This is a genomic window from uncultured Parasphingopyxis sp. (assembly GCF_937129435.1).
Lineage (GTDB): Bacteria > Pseudomonadota > Alphaproteobacteria > Sphingomonadales > Sphingomonadaceae > Parasphingopyxis.
Genome location: NZ_CAKZNF010000018.1, coordinates 1 through 15,975, shown reverse-complemented (window position 1 = coordinate 15,975; position 15,975 = coordinate 1). Strand labels below are relative to the sequence as shown.

The 15,975-nt window shown below is 64.5% G+C and carries 12 protein-coding genes; 6 read left to right on the top strand and 6 right to left on the bottom strand.

Annotation, left to right across the window (positions count from 1 at the left end):
• Nucleotides 1-2: 2 nt before the first annotated feature.
• The 6 genes from Q0139_RS03815 to map all read right to left on the bottom strand — a co-directional run bounded on the left by Q0139_RS03815 (nucleotide 3) and on the right by map (nucleotide 7,029).
• Nucleotides 3-797: a hypothetical protein gene (locus tag Q0139_RS03815; protein WP_298017564.1), complete on the bottom strand. Its 795-nt coding sequence runs from the start codon at nucleotides 795-797 to the stop codon at nucleotides 3-5.
• 20 nt (nucleotides 798-817) lie between these two features.
• Complete coding sequence (locus Q0139_RS03810) at nucleotides 818-3,013, bottom strand: PQQ-dependent dehydrogenase, methanol/ethanol family (RefSeq protein ID WP_298017559.1); 2,196 nt, start codon at nucleotides 3,011-3,013, stop codon at nucleotides 818-820.
• Nucleotides 3,014-3,102: 89 nt separating this feature from the next.
• Nucleotides 3,103-3,576 carry a tellurite resistance TerB family protein gene (locus tag Q0139_RS03805; protein ID WP_298017554.1) on the bottom strand — a complete coding sequence of 158 codons (474 nt, stop codon included), beginning with the start codon at nucleotides 3,574-3,576 and terminating at the stop codon, nucleotides 3,103-3,105.
• A gap of 13 nt (nucleotides 3,577-3,589) precedes the next feature.
• Nucleotides 3,590-4,441, bottom strand: a complete 852-nt coding sequence (locus Q0139_RS03800) for a hypothetical protein (protein ID WP_298017551.1) — start codon at nucleotides 4,439-4,441, stop codon at nucleotides 3,590-3,592.
• 50 nt (nucleotides 4,442-4,491) lie between these two features.
• Nucleotides 4,492-6,087, bottom strand: coding sequence for a hypothetical protein (locus Q0139_RS03795; protein WP_298017548.1), 1,596 nt, complete (start codon nucleotides 6,085-6,087; stop codon nucleotides 4,492-4,494).
• A gap of 114 nt (nucleotides 6,088-6,201) precedes the next feature.
• Nucleotides 6,202-7,029, bottom strand: a complete 828-nt coding sequence (map, locus tag Q0139_RS03790) for a type I methionyl aminopeptidase (protein WP_298017545.1) — start codon at nucleotides 7,027-7,029, stop codon at nucleotides 6,202-6,204.
• Nucleotides 7,030-7,126: 97 nt separating this feature from the next.
• Between map and Q0139_RS03785 the strand changes: the two genes are divergently transcribed.
• From Q0139_RS03785 to Q0139_RS03760, 6 genes are all read left to right on the top strand, one after another.
• Nucleotides 7,127-8,326 (top strand): tetratricopeptide repeat protein, encoded by a 1,200-nt coding sequence (locus Q0139_RS03785; protein WP_298017542.1) that lies wholly within the window; start codon nucleotides 7,127-7,129, stop codon nucleotides 8,324-8,326.
• Nucleotides 8,327-8,366: 40 nt separating this feature from the next.
• Nucleotides 8,367-9,995, top strand: a complete 1,629-nt coding sequence (locus Q0139_RS03780) for a tetratricopeptide repeat protein (protein ID WP_298017538.1) — start codon at nucleotides 8,367-8,369, stop codon at nucleotides 9,993-9,995.
• Between the two features lie 72 nt (nucleotides 9,996-10,067).
• The gene (locus tag Q0139_RS03775; protein WP_298017535.1) at nucleotides 10,068-11,888 is read left to right on the top strand and encodes a CHAT domain-containing protein; all 1,821 of its coding nucleotides are present in this window, start codon (nucleotides 10,068-10,070) and stop codon (nucleotides 11,886-11,888) included.
• A gap of 83 nt (nucleotides 11,889-11,971) precedes the next feature.
• The gene (locus tag Q0139_RS03770; RefSeq protein ID WP_298017532.1) at nucleotides 11,972-14,959 is read left to right on the top strand and encodes a hypothetical protein; all 2,988 of its coding nucleotides are present in this window, start codon (nucleotides 11,972-11,974) and stop codon (nucleotides 14,957-14,959) included.
• A 20-nt stretch (nucleotides 14,960-14,979) separates the two neighbouring features.
• Nucleotides 14,980-15,243: a hypothetical protein gene (locus Q0139_RS03765; RefSeq protein ID WP_298017528.1), complete on the top strand. Its 264-nt coding sequence runs from the start codon at nucleotides 14,980-14,982 to the stop codon at nucleotides 15,241-15,243.
• A gap of 268 nt (nucleotides 15,244-15,511) precedes the next feature.
• On the top strand, nucleotides 15,512-15,975 hold a 464-nt coding region (locus Q0139_RS03760; protein WP_298017525.1), incomplete at its 3' end, for a competence/damage-inducible protein A.

Below are 15,975 nucleotides of genomic sequence, written 5' to 3'. Positions count from 1 at the left end.
AGCTATTTCTTCACACGCCAGTCCCGGCGGTAGGTCGATTCATCGGTGTATTTGCGCGCTTTCGCCATTTCCTGTTCGGCAAGTTCGTCGTCGGTAGACGCGCGGGCGGTTGCCTGCTTGATCATCGCGTCGCGGCGGATCGGGATCAGCTGGGCAATGGGCGTGCCGGCGGGGAGGACATGTTCGCCAGTCGGTCCGGTCCAGGCGAAGGGGAGGTTCACCGTGGTGTCGAAGCGATCGCCATCGACGAGGCCGGAAAAGCAGGTGAAGGGCAGGTCGGGGCGGCTCAGCGGCTGGGTGAAGAGCAGCGAATAACCATCGGGCATCTTGATCCGCCACGGGTTGATAAACTTCAGCGGCATCGTGTGTTCGAAGGGCGGGGCAGGGGCGCCGATCTGCGCGGGGAGGTGCTGTTCGATCGGCTGGAACGGCGTATCGGCCGCCCAGCCGAGCTGGATCGACACCCGGTCTTCGGGCACCAGCAATTGCACGTCGAAGGGCAGCGGGATGACAAAGCCGAGCGCGAAGGCGTCGGTCATCGGCAGGCAGGCCTTGGCCGTCAGCCCCGGCAGCCCGTGCGCATCGGGCATACCGAGATCTCGCTCGAGCCGCTTGAACCAGTCCGGCACGAACCGCACGGCGCGATCGGGCGCGGGAATTCGGCCGTGGAGCGCGGGATCGCAGAGGAATTCGATCAGCGGCTGGTCGGGATCGGGTGCCGGGTTAGGCATGTCGGCAGCAGGGCGCATTGGCTGCGGCGCACCGCCGAAGCTGAAGCGAACGCTATACTCGCCCATCGCGCTCCCCTTTCGACCGATCAGCCGTCGTCGGCAGCCTCACCGCTCTCCGCCTCCTCGCGCCGCGCGCGGAGTTGCTGCAGGTCGTAATTCGCCTTGTCGATCACATAGTGGCGGATCGCTTCGGCGCGGGCGCGGTTCAGGACTTCGCGAAAGCTCGGCATGCCGTTCTCGGCGAGGTTGCCGCCCAGGATCACGCCACGCCATGCATCGGCATCGCGCAGAAAGCCCGAGAAGCGCAGGTCCGGATTGACGCCGCCGCCGATCGCGCCTTCGCCGTGACAGACGAGGCAGTAGCGAGCGTAGAGACGCTGGCCGGTTGCGACCTGCTCGGGCCGGCCCGTCGATTCGGGCGGGTCGAGCGTCATCTGATCGACCGGCGGCGTTTCGGGCAGGATACCGTTGCCGCCGAGCCGAAGCACGATCAGGCGCGGTACGTTCGGCACGCGGCCGGCCGTGATGTCGGCGGTGCCGGCGGTGATGGTGAAGGCGCCGCCGCGCCCGGTGGTGAAGGCGATATGCTGCACCCCGTCGATGGTGAAGGTCGACGCACCCGCGAGCACGCCGGAACCCGTATCCATCGACCAGAGTTCCTCGCCGGTCGCCGCATCATAGGCTTTCAGCTCGCCGGTCGCGGTGCCCTGGAAGATCAGCCCGCCCGCCGTCGCCAGCGTGCCGCCGTTCCACGGGGTCGGATAATCGACCGTCCAACGCGCCTCGCCCGCCACCGGATCGAAGGCAACGAGCTGGCCGCGCACCGAGGCCAGCGCCTCGCGCACCACGGCTTCGTCGCGCGGCAGCATGCCGTCCTCAAGGTTCGTGCCGGTGTTGAAGCCGATTGGGCTCTGCGCGCGCATCCGTTCCTCGGTCGCGGGCAGGAAGGCCTGCGGCACGATATTGGCCGGGATGTAGACGAGGCCCGTTTCCGGGCTGAACGCCATGGGCTGCCAGTTGTGCGCGCCGATCGGTCCCGGCATCGCGATGAACGGGTTGCCGGTGCGGTAGAAACGCGCCTCGGGATTTTCGATGGGCCGGCCTTCCTCGTCATAACCGGTCGCCCAGTTGACATTCTCGACGAACGGCTTGGCCGAGATCAGCTCGCCCGTTCCGCGATCGATGACGAAGAAGAAGCCGTTCTTCGGCGCGTGCATGATCACCTGCCGCTCCGCGCCGTCGATGGTCAGCGTCGCGAGGATCATCTGCTGGGTGGCGGTATAGTCCCAGGTCTCGCCCGGCGTTTCCTGGTAATGCCAGAGATATTCGCCGGTATCGGGGTCGAGCGCGACGATCGAGGAGAGGAAGAGATTGTCGCCCTCGCCATCCGAACGCACGCCATGGTTCCACGGATTGCCGTTGCCGACGCCGATATAGAGCTGGTTCAGTTCATGATCGTAGACGATCGAATCCCAGACCGTGCCGCCGCCGCCGCTCTCGCGCCAATTGCCCTCTTCGGACCAGGTCCGCGCGGCTGTCCGCAGCACCTCGTCCGATGCCGCATTGTCGGGTTCGCCGTCGGGATTGGGGACAGTGTAGAAGCGCCAGACGAGCGCGCCGGTATTGGCGTCATAGGCGGAGACATAACCGCGCACGCCGAATTCGGCGCCGCCATTGCCGATGATGACATGATTGTTGACGACGCGCGGCGCGCCGGTGATCGAATAGGGGCGTTCGCGGTCGGTCGTCTGCGTCGACCAGAGCTGGGCACCGGTATTGGCGTCGATCGCGATCAGCCGCCCGTCGAGCGTGCCGACGAACAGCTTCCCGCGCCACACGGCAACGCCGCGGTTGACGGCGTCGCAGCACAGATTCTGGAGGACCGAGCGCGGCACCTCGGGATCGAATTCCCATAGCGGCTCGCCCGTTGCCGCATCATAGGCGAAGACCTTGGACCAGGGACCGGTGAGGTACATGGTGTTGCCGACGACGATCGGCGTCGCTTCCTGCGCGCGCGCATCGGGAAGATCGGCATACCAGGCGACGCCGAGTTCATCGACATTGTCGGTGTTGATCTGATCGAGCGGGCTGAAGCGCGTTTCGTCGTAGTTGAAATTGACCGCCGCCCAGTTGCTGCCGTCGCCGCCCGTGGTGAGATAGTCGCCATCGACATCGGCGGCGCTGAACGACGCATCCGCCGCAGCCGCCTCGTCGAGCGGTTCGCTCTGGCAGGCCGCCAAGGCCATGGCGCCAAACGCCGCGATCGTTGCCCAGATCCGCATGACCGTCATTCCCTCCCTCGATTCCCGCCACATTGGCGCAACCGGGGAAGCGTTGCAATCGGGAGATCGGAGCCCGGTGCCCCCGGTCGTCAGGCCGAGGCGGAATGCTGCATGATCGAGACGACCTCGGTCATCATCCGCGCGCGGTCGCGATCGATTTCGAGCCAGCCGATCATCTGCTCGACGACTTCGCGCTCCAGTTGGCCGACATAGCCGTCACAGAAGATCACGCGGACGGCATGGACGAAGGCGGTCTCGCAGAGCGCGCGCGACAGCTGTTCGCGTGCAGCCCGGCAGGCGTTCTCGAGTCCGAGATCGTCGATGATCCGGATCGCGCGGCCGACCAGCATCTCGTTCTGCGTCAGCGAATTGCGCTCGTAGATCGGGCTGAAATCGCACACGGCATGGATCTGGGCGAGCTCCTCGTCCTCCACCATGCCGTCCGCGACCATGGCGGCGACGATCGGCAGCATCACGGCGATCTGCGTATCGAGCTCGCCGCTCACACCCTTGCCGCGAAGGCCCGCGAACAGCCCCTTCACCGCGCCGGCGGTAGCCGACACGGCAGACCCCCTCTCACTCTCTGTCATAGCTCCAAGTCTCCCTGTTATCCGGTTCGCCCAGCAGTAGACCGCGTCCGAGTGCGATATCGTCGGCGCCCATATTCGCGAAATATCCAGTCCAGAACGCGCGATGGGCATCGGTTTGCAGCCGCGCGAGTTCGGGTCGGCGAAGATAGTGGATCCGCAGGTGCACACCGGCCATCTCGCGTTCGAGATGGTCGAGGGCCGGCGCGTCCGGGTCGAGCAGGGGTGCCGCGCCGTACTGGCTGGCGATATCGCTGTGCTGCGCCATATCGGACAGCAGGATCAGTCGGCGATCCGCCACGTTGCGGCCGAAATTGGTACGGTCCATCGCGATCGACACGAATTCGGCGATCGGCGACTGTTCCTGTTCCGGCGCCACGCTGAGCGCTTCGTAAAGCTGTTGCAGACGCTCTCCCGCGATTTCGTCGAACCGCTGCTGTATCATGCGCGGGTTGTCGATGATGCCGTTCGCATTCGATCCATCCTCGATGCGGCAGAAGACGATGTCCTCGGCCAGATCGGGGTTGCTGATGACGTTGCGAACCGTCATCCGGCCGCCGATCGGAAGCCAGCGATATTCGTTGTAGATGACGTTCTTGGCATATTCGATCGTGTCGGGATTGAGCGCGTCGGTCTCGTCGACGAGGATGATCGTGTGCGCCTCCGGCATCCGGCCGTTCGAAGGGCAGCCGGTGATTTCGTCGACCTCGACATGCTCGATCACGAACGCGTTGAGCCAGACCAACAGGCCGACTACCAGGACGCAGACGGCGATCACGATCCACCAGCGCTTCTCTCCGCCACGTTCCCGGCGCGGACGCGAGCCAAGGGACCGCGCCATCCTCCGCCGGTCGCGCCCGCTTCGGTCGCGCCGTTGCGAACGGCTGCGTGTCATGCCGATCTCGGCGCGATCGCCGCCAGCTCACTGTCGATCGGCCCGGCCTGTTCCGCCATCGCCCGTTCCGCTTCCTCCCGGATGGCAAGGCCTTCAAGTTCGATCCGGGCATCGACCCGGTCCATGGCATGGGTGATGTGGCGGCCGATCTCGCGCAGCACGTCCTGCCCGGCTTCGGCAATATCGTGCGCCTGCTTTTTCAACGCCTCGATCTCGGCGAGCGCCGTCTGAACCGCCTTGGTGCGCTCGGCGACGTCCTTCTTCGCCGGGCTGCCGTCGAAGTTGTTCTGGCGGTAATCGGCGGCGGTAGGGAAGTGTTTGAAGTAAGACGGCGTGGTGTCCTTGTCGCGGATATCGGTGTTGATTTCACGATAGGTGCGAAGCAGCCGGTTGCCGCCATTGACCCATTCATCCTCGCTGTCGCGTACTTCCGCCCGCCGCTGCTCGGCTTGATCGAGCAGCATCGCCGCGTCGCGCTCGGCCTGCTGGGCCAGAGCGACGGTGTTTTTCGCGCGCGCCTCGATATCCTCGACCCCATCGCGAATATCGTCGCGCAGGTCCGCCATTGCGAATTCGAAATTCTCCCGCGTACGCACGGCTCTCTGGTCGGCCTGCTTGTAGTCGGGATAGCGATCGGCGATCTCGTCCCAGCCTTCGCGCGCCGAAATGAAGTGGATGATCACTCCGATCAGCAGCAGCGCCCAGGATTGAAGCGAATCGATCCCGAGCCAGCCGGTCGCCTCGATATGATTGAACGTCGCCTCGCGCATCTGGCTGAAATCGAAGCTGATATCGTCGCGCGCGACGATGATCTCGGCTGCTTCGCGAAAATGGGCGACGAGCAGGTTCCACGTCATCGCGGCGCTGTGGCAGGCCATGGTGACGAAAACGCCGATCGACTTCTGCAGCGGCGCAACATGACCGGAATAACGCCAGCCGACATAGCCAGCCATAAGCCCCAGCACGATATTGATGGCGCTGATCATCCCGGCGAAGACGGCGCCGCCCATCAGGCCGGTCGTCGATATTTCGGCGAACAGCGATCCGTTGATCAGCGATTCGCCGAGGAACATCGCGAACAGGATGGCGATCAGCTTGATCAGCGATGCAGGATAGTCGGCCTCGTGATGAATCCGGTTCTTGTGCCGGAAAAAGCGCAGATATCGCCCGGCTTCCAGCTCCTTGCGCTTGAGTTCGACGAGATGGCTATGCTCGTCGCCGAAGACGCGGTTGATCTCGCGTTCGCATTCGTCCTTGACGCTTTCCGCATCGAGCCGGTCGGGCATCATCGCTCGGACATGCTTGAGCGCCAGATCGACCTGTTCGGCGAGAAACTGGTTGAGCAACAGGATGCCCGAATAGACCTTGCTACAGAGATCGAGCTGGATCTCGTTCAGCCTCGTGTCGCTAAGCGGCGGGCGGTTGTTGCGCCCGTCCTCGGCGGCGCGCGCCTCCAAATCGGTTTCGCGCTTTATTCGTTCGATTTCCTCCTGCGCGACTGTGTCGAGCTCGGGAATCCAGACCCGGTTGGTCTTCCGCCAACGCCCCTCGCCGGCCATTTCGCCGACCGGCTCGGGCATGTCGCCTGCCATGATTCAGCCCCCCTGAACTATGGGGCGAATTCACCAGCCTTTTGGTGAAATGAGAATGCCGAGTGGGTCCGTTATGGAGTGTTTCGCCCCTCGGACCGGACGGATTCGGAGCGATCAGCGGTAAGGCGGCTTGTCCAGCCCGGCCGGGCTCTTTGTGAAGATCTCCACCCCGTCTTCGGTCACGCCGACCGAATGTTCGAACTGGGCGGAGAGTTTGCGGTCGCGGGTGACGGCGGTCCAGCCGTCTTCGAGCACCTTCACATGCGGCCGGCCGATATTGATCATCGGTTCAATGGTGAAGAACATGCCGGGCTTGAGCTCCGGCCCCGTTCCAGGATGGCCGGCATGGATCACCTCGGGCGCGTCATGGAACAGCCTTCCGAGCCCATGGCCGCAGAAATCGCGGACGACCGAATAGCGGTGACCCTCGGCGAAGCTCTGGATCGCGTGGCTGACATCGCCCAGCCGCGCGCCGGGTTTTACCTGTGCGATACCACGCATCATGGACTCATAAGTCACGTCGATCAGCCGCTCGGCCTTGATCGGCACCTTGCCGACGGTGAACATCCGGCTGGTGTCGCCGTGCCAGCCGTCGAGGATCGGCGTGACGTCGATATTGACGATGTCGCCCGATTTGAGCGGCTTGTCCGCCGGGATGCCGTGGCACACGACATGGTTGATCGAGGTGCAGCAGCTTTTCGTATAGCCGCGATAATTCATCGTCGCCGGAATGCCGCCGCCCGCGCGCATCCGTTCGAGCACGAAATCGTCGATCTCCTCGGTCGTCACTCCCGGCTCGACCATCGGCACAAGCGCGTCGAGGATTTCCGCCGCCAGCCGCCCGGCCGCACGCATGCCTTCGAACCCGCTGGCATCGTGCAGCTTGATGGAACCGTCGCGAACGACCGAATCGTCCGCCGTGATCGTCTGATATTCGTTCATGGGGCGATATATAGATGCTTATCGCTGCGGTTGCGACCCTTGCCCCGGGCATCCGGTCCGTGCAGATTGCCTGCCGGTCGCGAAGTAGGAGGGCGTCATGCGCCGCGTACACAGGATCGCGATTCTTGCGGCATCGCTGATGTTCGTCGCGTCATCGCCTGCGCCGGCGATGCAGGGCGATGCACCGGAGCTCGGCGAACTGTTGCGCGCCGGGCGTCTGGCCGAAGCCATCGTGCTGGCGGAAGCCTATTATGAGCAGGTTCGCGGCGCCCGCAATCACCAGCCGCTGCTGGTCGCGCGTGTCGCCAACAATCTCGGCACGCTTTATGCGCAGGCCGACAAGCTTGCCGAAGCGGCGGACATGTATCGCGACGCACTGGCGGTCCGGCGCGAGCAGCTCGGGGATAACGATCGCGATACGCTGGCGACCGAGGCCAATCTGGGTTTCATTCTCTATCGCCAGGGCCGGCTGTCCGAGGCCGCCGGGCTGCTCGACGCCAATCGCGACCGGGCGATCGCGGCGCTGGGCCCCGATCATGAACGCGCGCTCGTCGCCTCCAATCATCTCGGTCTGGTCAGGATCGCACAGAGCCGGCTCGCCGAGGCCGAAGCCATTTTCACCGATCTCGCCGAACGGCGCGAGCGGATCGACGGCGCCGATAGCGAGGCCGCCCTGTCGGTCCTCGGCAATCTTTCGGCGATCCTCTGGGAGCAGCAACGCAATGCCGAAGCCGCCATCATCGCCGAACGCGTCCTTGCGGGACGCCGGCATTTGCTGGGCGACGATCATGCCGAAACCGATTTTGCGAAGATCGCCCTTGCCGCGATCTATGCCGATCTCGGCCGTACCGACGAAGCCCTGACGCTGTACCGTGCCGTGTTCGACGCGCGCCGCCAACGCTATGGCGATATCGATCCGCGCACCGCGCTGCCGGCCAACAATGCCGCCGGTATCCTGATGCGATCGGGCCGCTTTGATGAGGCCGAGGATCTCTACGACCGGGTGATCGCCATTCGCGGCGCAGCGCTGGGTGAGAACCACCCGTCGACGCTGATCGCGCGGAGCAATATGGCGCTGCTCCAATTCCGGCGCGGCGATCTGGACGAAGCCAACCGCATCGCGGCGGACGTTTTGGCGGGCCGCCGGGAATTGTTCGGCATGACGCACCCTTATGCCCAGTCGAGCGCGGCGATGCTGCTGCGCGGGCGGTTGCAGGCGGGCGAGGGCGCGCAAACCCTCGCCCCCGGACGTGCGTTGGTGGCGGGCATCCGCGAGCGCCGGTCGGCCGAACGATAGGGTAGCGGAAATGGACAGAAACGCAGTGCGCCCTTGCTCCGTGGCCGTCTTGCTGGCGATGCTGCTGGCTGTGCCGCTGGCCGCACAAGAAAAGCCCCTGGCGTCGAGCGCGCCGCCGGCGTCCGCGCAACCATCGCCGCAACTGCCTTCGATCGTTGCCGAGAGCGCCGCCGAAATGGATCGCGCGCGGCAGGTCTTTGCGCGCGGTGACTTTGCCGAGGCCGAGCCGATCGTCGTTACTCTGATCGATCGGTTCGGCGAGGCGCTAGGCCCGGACGATCCCTACACGCTGGCCTGGGTCGATTCGCTGGGACAGGTCTTTGTCGGAACCGGGCGATTCGCCGAGGCGCGCGACGCCTTCGAGCGCGCCATGGCGGGAAGAGAGCGCGCCTTCGGGCCCGATCATCCGGAAACGCTGATGTCGCGTTCCCGGCTTGGCAATGCCTTGCTCCAGACGGGGGACTATGCGCGCGCGGCCGGTGTCTACGAACAGCTGGTCGATGCGCGCCGCCGGACCGATGGCGAGCGCGCCGCCAATACGCTGATCTCGATGAACGGGCTCGCCCTCGCCTATGAACGGCTGGGGCGTATCGGCGAAGCGGTGACGCTGATCGAGCAGGTCCATGCCGGGCTGGCCGAAACGCTGGGCGCGGACCATGAAGCCGTGCTTCGCGTACGCGCCAATCTGGCCTCGATGCTCGAGAGCGCCGGGAGGGTCGACGAAGCAGTGGCCATCTTTGCCGATACGGTCGCGCGGCAGCGGCAGAGCGCGTCGGGCGTTTCGGCGACGGCGCTCAACAATCTCGCCCTCGCCTACGGTATGCAGGGCCGATATACCGATGCGACGAGGCTGCTCGAAGAGGCGCGGGTCCTGGCCATGGAGCGCGGCGGACCGGACCATCCCGACGCGATCACCGCGATCGGCAACCTCGCCTCGCTCGCCGTCAATCGCGGCGATTATGCCGGGGCGGAGCAGCTGCAGCTTGAGGTGTTTTCCCGACGCGAGGCGCTGCTCGGTCCCGATCACCCGTCGACGATCGATTCGATGACCGGCCTTGCCCGCACGCTTTACCGCCAGGAACGCTATGCCGAGGCGCTGCCGCTGACATTGCGGGCGCGCGACGCGGCGATCCGGCGCTATGGCGCCGATCACCCCGATACCTTTCTCGCCCATGCCAATCTGGCCGCCATCTACGGCCGGCTGGGCGACTCCGAACAGGCGATTGCGAGCGCCACGCTCGCCTATGAAGGTGCGCGCGACCTACTGGGCGCCGACCACCCGGCCACGCTCAACAACGCGAACAGCCTCGCCGTCGCCCTGTCGACCGGCGGGCGCGGGGAAGGGGCACGGGCGCTCTACGCCGATACGCTGTCGCGGCGCGAACGCATATTGGGTCCGGCGCATCCGGATACGCTACTCAGCCGTTATAACCGGGCGTGGCTCGATCTTCGCGCCGGACGTTTCGAAGAGGCGCACGAGGATCTGGCCGCCGCATTTGCGCACCGCCGCGAGGCACTGGGCGATCTCCATCCCGACACGATCTTGGCGGCCGCCGACCTGACCTGGCTCCGCCTTCACCAGCCCGCGCTCGGCCAGCCGATCGAGGCCGCCCGCGCGATGGTCGCGGCGATCAGGCAGCGGCGGCGGCAACTCGGCGCGGCGCCATGAGGGCCAAGGCAATAGGGATTGGACGCGGACGGCAATGGATATAGAAACGATTTCAACGGGTAGGGGGAAGCGATGAACAAGTTGATTCTGAAGACGGGTATCGCCCTGGCGGCGTTCGCGCTGCCCGCCGCTGCGGCGCACGCACAGGGCCGCTTCGCCGAGGCGCAGGCCGAGCGGGAGGCGGCTTCGCAGGCCGAATATTTCGCGCTCTTCGCCGATGCCGCCTGGGCCGCGGCTGAGGCGAATGTCGAGCCCCGCGAAGGGCTGCGCGCCGAAGCCTATACCGCGCTGCAGGATGCAATGGCGGGCAGCGCCAACCGCGCGATCGTCGAGATGGCGGTGCGCCGCTTCGCCGATCAGGCGGGCGAGGGGCTCGGTGCGCTGGTCCGCGAACGCCAGTCGCTGTCCGAGCAATGGGCCGCGAACAACGAACGCTATGCGCTGACTTTCGGCGGATCGAGCGAATCCGATGAGGAACTGCGCGAGCGGCTCCGCACCGAGCGCGGCGAGATCGAGGCGCGGATGGACGAGATCGACGCGACGCTGCGCGCCGACTTCCCCGACTATTTCGCGCTCGTCCGCCCCGAACCGCTGACCGTCGAACAGACGAGCGCGCTGCTCGGCCCCGACGAGGCGATCCTGCTCACCGTCCCCACCGAATTCGGCACCCATGTCATGGCGCTGACCAGCGACGGCGCGACCTGGGCGCGCAGCGACTGGACGCGCGAGGAGATCGGCGATGCCGTGCGCCGGCTGCGCTGGGATGTCGGCGCCAGCGTCGAGACGTCCGAGGAGGAACTCGCCGAATGGCGCGCCGCGCAGGCGGACGGCTTCGCCTTCGACCGTGCGACCGCGCACGCGCTCTACAACCAGGTCGTCGCCCCGGTGGCGGGTGCGCTCGAAGGCCGTAACCAGCTCTTCATCGCGTCCGGCGGCGCGCTCTCCAGCCTGCCCTTCGCGATGCTCGTCGTCGAAGAGCCGCAAGGCAGCGACAGCAACGGCGCGGACCTGCGCGCCACCCGATGGTTCGCCGACGATTTCGCGCTGACCCATATCCCCTCGGTCCAGTCGCTGCAGCTTCTGCGCCAGTTCGAGGAACGGCGCGGCGATGCGGGCGAAGCGCAGATGTTCGCCGGCTTCGGCGATCCCGCGCTGCAAGGCGTCGCGCAGACGCGCGGCCTCAACCGCGGCAACAGCGCCCCCGATGCGGCCGAGATCTTCACCCAGCAGCGCACCCGATCGGGCGGCGGCATCGCCAATGTCCGTGCGCTCCGCAACATGGCCCGGCTCCCCGGCACCGCGATCGAGCTCAACAATATGCGCGCCGCGCTCGGCGCCCCCGAAAGCGCGATCAAGCTGGCCGAACAGGCGACCGAAACGGCGGTGCGCACGGCGGACCTGTCGAACACCCGCATCATCGCCTTCGCGACCCACGGCCTGACCGCGAACGACCGCAGCGAAATCGTCGAGCCCGGCCTCGTCTTCACGCCGCCGCGCGAAGCGACCGACGAGGATGACGGCTATCTCGCCGCGAGCGAAGTCGCGACGCTGCGGCTCAACGCCGACTGGGTGATCCTGTCGGCCTGCAACACCGCCGCCGGCGACGGCAGCGAAGGCGCGCAGGGGCTGTCCGGCCTCGCCCGCGCCTTCTTCTACGCCGGCGCGCGCAACCTGCTCGCTTCGCACTGGCCCGTGAACGACGACGTCGCCGCCGAAGTCACCGTCCGCACGATCGAACTGGAACGCGACAACGAAACCCTCACCCGCGCCCAGGCCTTCCAACAGGCGATGCGCGAAGTCCGCATGGACGAAAGCCACGACACCGACCGGACAAGCTGGGCCCACCCAGCCTTCTGGTCGCCGTTCACGCTGATCGGGGATGGGGCGCGGTAGAACGGAGCGCCGCGGCGTCCTACAAACCATTGCCCTTTCCCGTCCGTCGCCGCTAAGTCTTTGCGACGGGGAGGCGAGTTTGCGTGGCGACGACTGAACACACAATCAACGACGCGATCGCAAATCTATTGCGTGCGACGCGGCGTAATTGGCGAAAAGGCGATACGATTCGTTCGGAGCACACAGGCAATTTCGCCGGGAGCACAAAGCGGCCCGACATCCTTGTAACCGAATTCGGCGTGTCTCCCGTGGTCGTCGAAAATGAAGTGCTTCCTGCTCTGACCGTCGAGGCTGAGGCACGCGATCGTCTTGGCGAGGTGCTGGCCGAGAATGGACGGTCGATTTTGTCTTCCGTCGCCGTGAGAACGCCGGAACGTCTGCGCAACCTGTCGGGTCAATCGTTAACAGACGAGTTGCGGAGTGCGAAAGATATCGAATGCGCGCTCTTTACCGGGACCTCGCCCGACGCTGCCGAGCGTTGGCCTTCGGAGGGCTGGCTTACCGGTACAATCGACGACCTTTCGATCATCGTACAGGCGGCGACCGTCCCTCCCTCGATAGTCGAAGAGGCTGCCGATCAGCTCATGACCGGCGTGCAACAGGCCGCCGGTCAACTGGCGGGTATCGAGCACAAATACGAGCCCGCTCTTCTCAAGATGGCAGAAGCCCTTTGCCAGGAAGACAGCGAACAGACCCGGCGGATGGCAACGACCATATTGGCGAATGCCTTCATATTTCACGAAACCTTGGCGCACGGTCCGGGCGGTTTGGCATCGATCCGCAATCTCGAAGAAATGAGAGGAGCCGGGCAACTGACCAGAAGTCAGGTTCTGCACGAATGGCGCGCCATCTTGAAGGTCAACTATTGGCCCATTTTCGATATCGCGTGTCGAATTTTCGATGTCATTCCGTCAATCATCGGTAACGGGCTCTGCAATACGCTCGCCGACACCGCGATCAAACTGGTCGAGAACAGCCTGACGCGCAGTCACGATCTGACGGGTGCCGTTTTCCAGAAGCTCATCGCTGATCGCAAATTCCTGGCCGCCTATTATACGACACCGGCATCGGCCGCGCTCATGGTGGGATTGGCGCTGAACCGGAATCACACGCCGAGCGGGGATGACTGGACGGACATAGAGAGCGTCGAAGGATTGAAGGTTGGCGATTTCGCCTGCGGCACCGGTACGCTTCTTTCGACGGCCTATACGAGGCTGGGCCAATATTTCGAACTGAGAGGTGGTGATTCGGAAGTCATCCACCCGGCAATGATGGGATCGGTTCTCGTCGGCGCCGACGTTCTGCCTGCGGCCGCCCATTTGACCGCTGCGATGCTATCGGGCGTTCACCCGCAAACGACATACACCGACAGCATGATCATGACCGTGTCCTACGGCGCCCAGCCGGACAAGACCGTCGCCCTCGGATCGCTCGATTTGCTGGCACGTCAAAAGGCAATGGATGCCGTTTCCGCGACAGGGATCGGCGCCAAGGGTGCGAAGGAAAAGAATGTCTTTGTCGACGTGGCCGACAAGAGCTTCGATCTGGTCATCATGAATCCGCCGTTCACGCGTCCGACCGGTCAGGAGGCCTCAAAAGTCGGCGTACCCAATCCGATGTTCGCCGCCTTCGCCGCTGACAAGGACGAACAGAAGGAAATGAAACGCGCGTTCGACAAGCTGTTGAAGTCGTTGGATGGCGATCATTGCTATGACGGTCAGGCGGGCGAGGCGAGCGGCTTCATCGAACTGGGCCATCGCAAGCTGGCGTCGGGCGGCACGCTCGGTCTGATTACGCCATTGAGCCTGATGTCGGGCGAGGCCTGGGACAAATCGCGCAAGCGATTGGCCGAAGGCTATGAGGATGTGATTGTCCTTTCGATCACGGGAACGCAGTCGCGTGAAACCTCGTTTTCGGCCGATACCGGCATGGCGGAAGCATTGACTGTAGCGAAAAGACGGGAAGACGACAGCACGGATGTGCGTCCCGCGACGTACATCGTGTTGAACGACCGGCCCAGCTCGCCGCTCGACGGCTATGCAACGGCCAAATCGATCAAGCGGCTGATCGAGGGCGGCGCCATCAATAAGATTGACGATCCCCCGCATGGGGGTTCGCCGATCATGATCGGCGCCGACAAGGTCGGCGAAGCGATCGAGGCGCCGCTGCCATCGGACGACACGTGGGACATTTGTCGCGTTGCCGATCTGTCCTTGGCGCAATCGGCCTGGCGATTGATTACCGAAAAATCGCTGTGGCTGCCCGGAATGCCCCAGGCATTGGCCGATGCCCTGCCGCTTGCCGAAGTGCGCGATATGATTGCCCAGATCGGACCCTATCATGCGGACATCAATTGGAATGGGGCTGGCGGAAAGATACGCGGACCATTCAAGGTGGAGCCCACGACCAAACCTGCGTCGGTGACCTATCCCATTCTCTGGAGCCATAATGCCGATCGCGAGAGATCGCTCTGCTTCGAGGCCGACAAGGAAGGTCGTGTCAGACCTGGCAAGAATGCGGAGGAAAAGGCGATCATCCTCGACAAGGTGAACGAGGTCATGGCCAGCGCCTCGCATCTGCATTTCAATCAAAATTTTCAGTTCAATAGCCAAGTGACCGCAATGCAATATTGTGCGCGCCGCACGATTGGGGGACGCGCATGGCTATCACTCCGTTTCGCGTCGTCTGAGGAGGAGGCCGCAATCGCATTATGGGGGAATTCTTCAATTGGCCTTCTTCTGCATTGGTGGCAGGCCAACAAGCAGCAGAAGGGCAGAGGCAATATGGGCAAGGAGGCTTTGGCAAACATGACCATGCTCGATCCTGCTCAGCTGACCGAAAAGCAACTCGCCGACAGCGCAGCGCTTCTCCAGGAGCGCGCCGATATCCCCATGCGGCCCTTGCATGAAATTGATGTGGATAACACCCGCACCGCGTTGGACGCGGCATTTCTGATCGATATATTGGGGCTGCCGGGCGCGTTGGCGGACGAAGGCGGCGCGCTCGATCTGTTGCGGAAAAAGCTGGCCGCCGAACCGTCTATCCATGGCGGCAAGAAGCAATCCGGTTGACGAGCATGGAGGAGGCCTTGATGGACGAACAGATCGGTTTCGATCTCGACGAACCGGAAGCGCCCAAGTTCGTCGGTTCGCACGCGGTGCGGCTGGAACTGCACGAGCTGCTGGAAACGGCCAAGGCGGCGCGCAGCGAATCTCCGTGGGACGCCTCGACGCTGCGTCATCACCGCAACAGCTTTCCGATCAAGGCGAAAGTCCTGCCGCCCGAAGAGGCGACTTTCCTGTGGCGCCAGTTCGAACTGGAACTGGAACGGATCGAAACGCAGCTGGCGGCCTAGACGGCACCCGCGCCTTCTCGCCGCCCCCCGCAATCCCCGTCCAACATTCCCTGCGAAAAATGCCGCATGATGCACCGAAAGTGTCACGCGGGCGGGGATATTCGGGGCGAAGCGGGGCGAAAGTGTCGCCAGAGGACGCGTTTTGCAGCGGCCTTCGCTAAAATCGCCCCGAAAACCGCCAATCCACGAAAATTACCACCCCGTGTCGCGGCACTTTCGGCAACTTTCCAAATTGCGATTCCGCGCCCATCCGCTATGCCTTGCCGCCATGTCATCCTCCCGCATCTGGACCGCCGCCATGCTCGTCATCGGGGACGAGATTCTCTCGGGCCGTACGCAGGACAAGAATGTCGCGGCGCTGGCGAAGTGGCTCAATGTGCAGGGCATCCGCCTCGCCGAGGTGCGGATCGTGCCCGATGTGCTGGAGGAGATTGCGGACGCCGCCAACGAACTGCGCGGGCGCAACGATTATCTCTTCACTACCGGCGGAATCGGACCGACGCATGATGACATCACCGTCGATGCGATCGCCCATGCGCTGGGCGTCGAAGTTGTTGTCCATCCGCGCGCGCGGGCGATGCTGGAGCGCTATTATGGCGACAAGGGCGGGGCGACCGAGGCGCGGCTCCGCATGGCGCGCGTGCCCGATGGCGGCGAGCTGATCGAGAACAAATATTCGGGCGCGCCGGGCATCCGCCATGGCAGCGTCTTCATCATGGCCGGCATTCCGCA

Bases quoted from the DNA above. Each gene is read 5' to 3' on its own strand.
- map (WP_298017545.1), bottom strand. From the start codon at position 7,029: ATGAACGAATATCAGACGATCACGGCGGACGATTCGGTCGTTCGCGAC.
- Q0139_RS03815 (WP_298017564.1), bottom strand. From the start codon at position 797: ATGGGCGAGTATAGCGTTCGCTTCAGCTTCGGCGGTGCGCCGCAGCCA.
- Q0139_RS03775 (WP_298017535.1), top strand. From the start codon at position 10,068: ATGAACAAGTTGATTCTGAAGACGGGTATCGCCCTGGCGGCGTTCGCG.
- Q0139_RS03785 (WP_298017542.1), top strand. From the start codon at position 7,127: ATGCGCCGCGTACACAGGATCGCGATTCTTGCGGCATCGCTGATGTTC.
- Q0139_RS03795 (WP_298017548.1), bottom strand. From the start codon at position 6,087: ATGGCAGGCGACATGCCCGAGCCGGTCGGCGAAATGGCCGGCGAGGGG.
- Q0139_RS03800 (WP_298017551.1), bottom strand. From the start codon at position 4,441: ATGGCGCGGTCCCTTGGCTCGCGTCCGCGCCGGGAACGTGGCGGAGAG.
- Q0139_RS03765 (WP_298017528.1), top strand. From the start codon at position 14,980: ATGGACGAACAGATCGGTTTCGATCTCGACGAACCGGAAGCGCCCAAG.
- Q0139_RS03810 (WP_298017559.1), bottom strand. From the start codon at position 3,013: ATGCGGATCTGGGCAACGATCGCGGCGTTTGGCGCCATGGCCTTGGCG.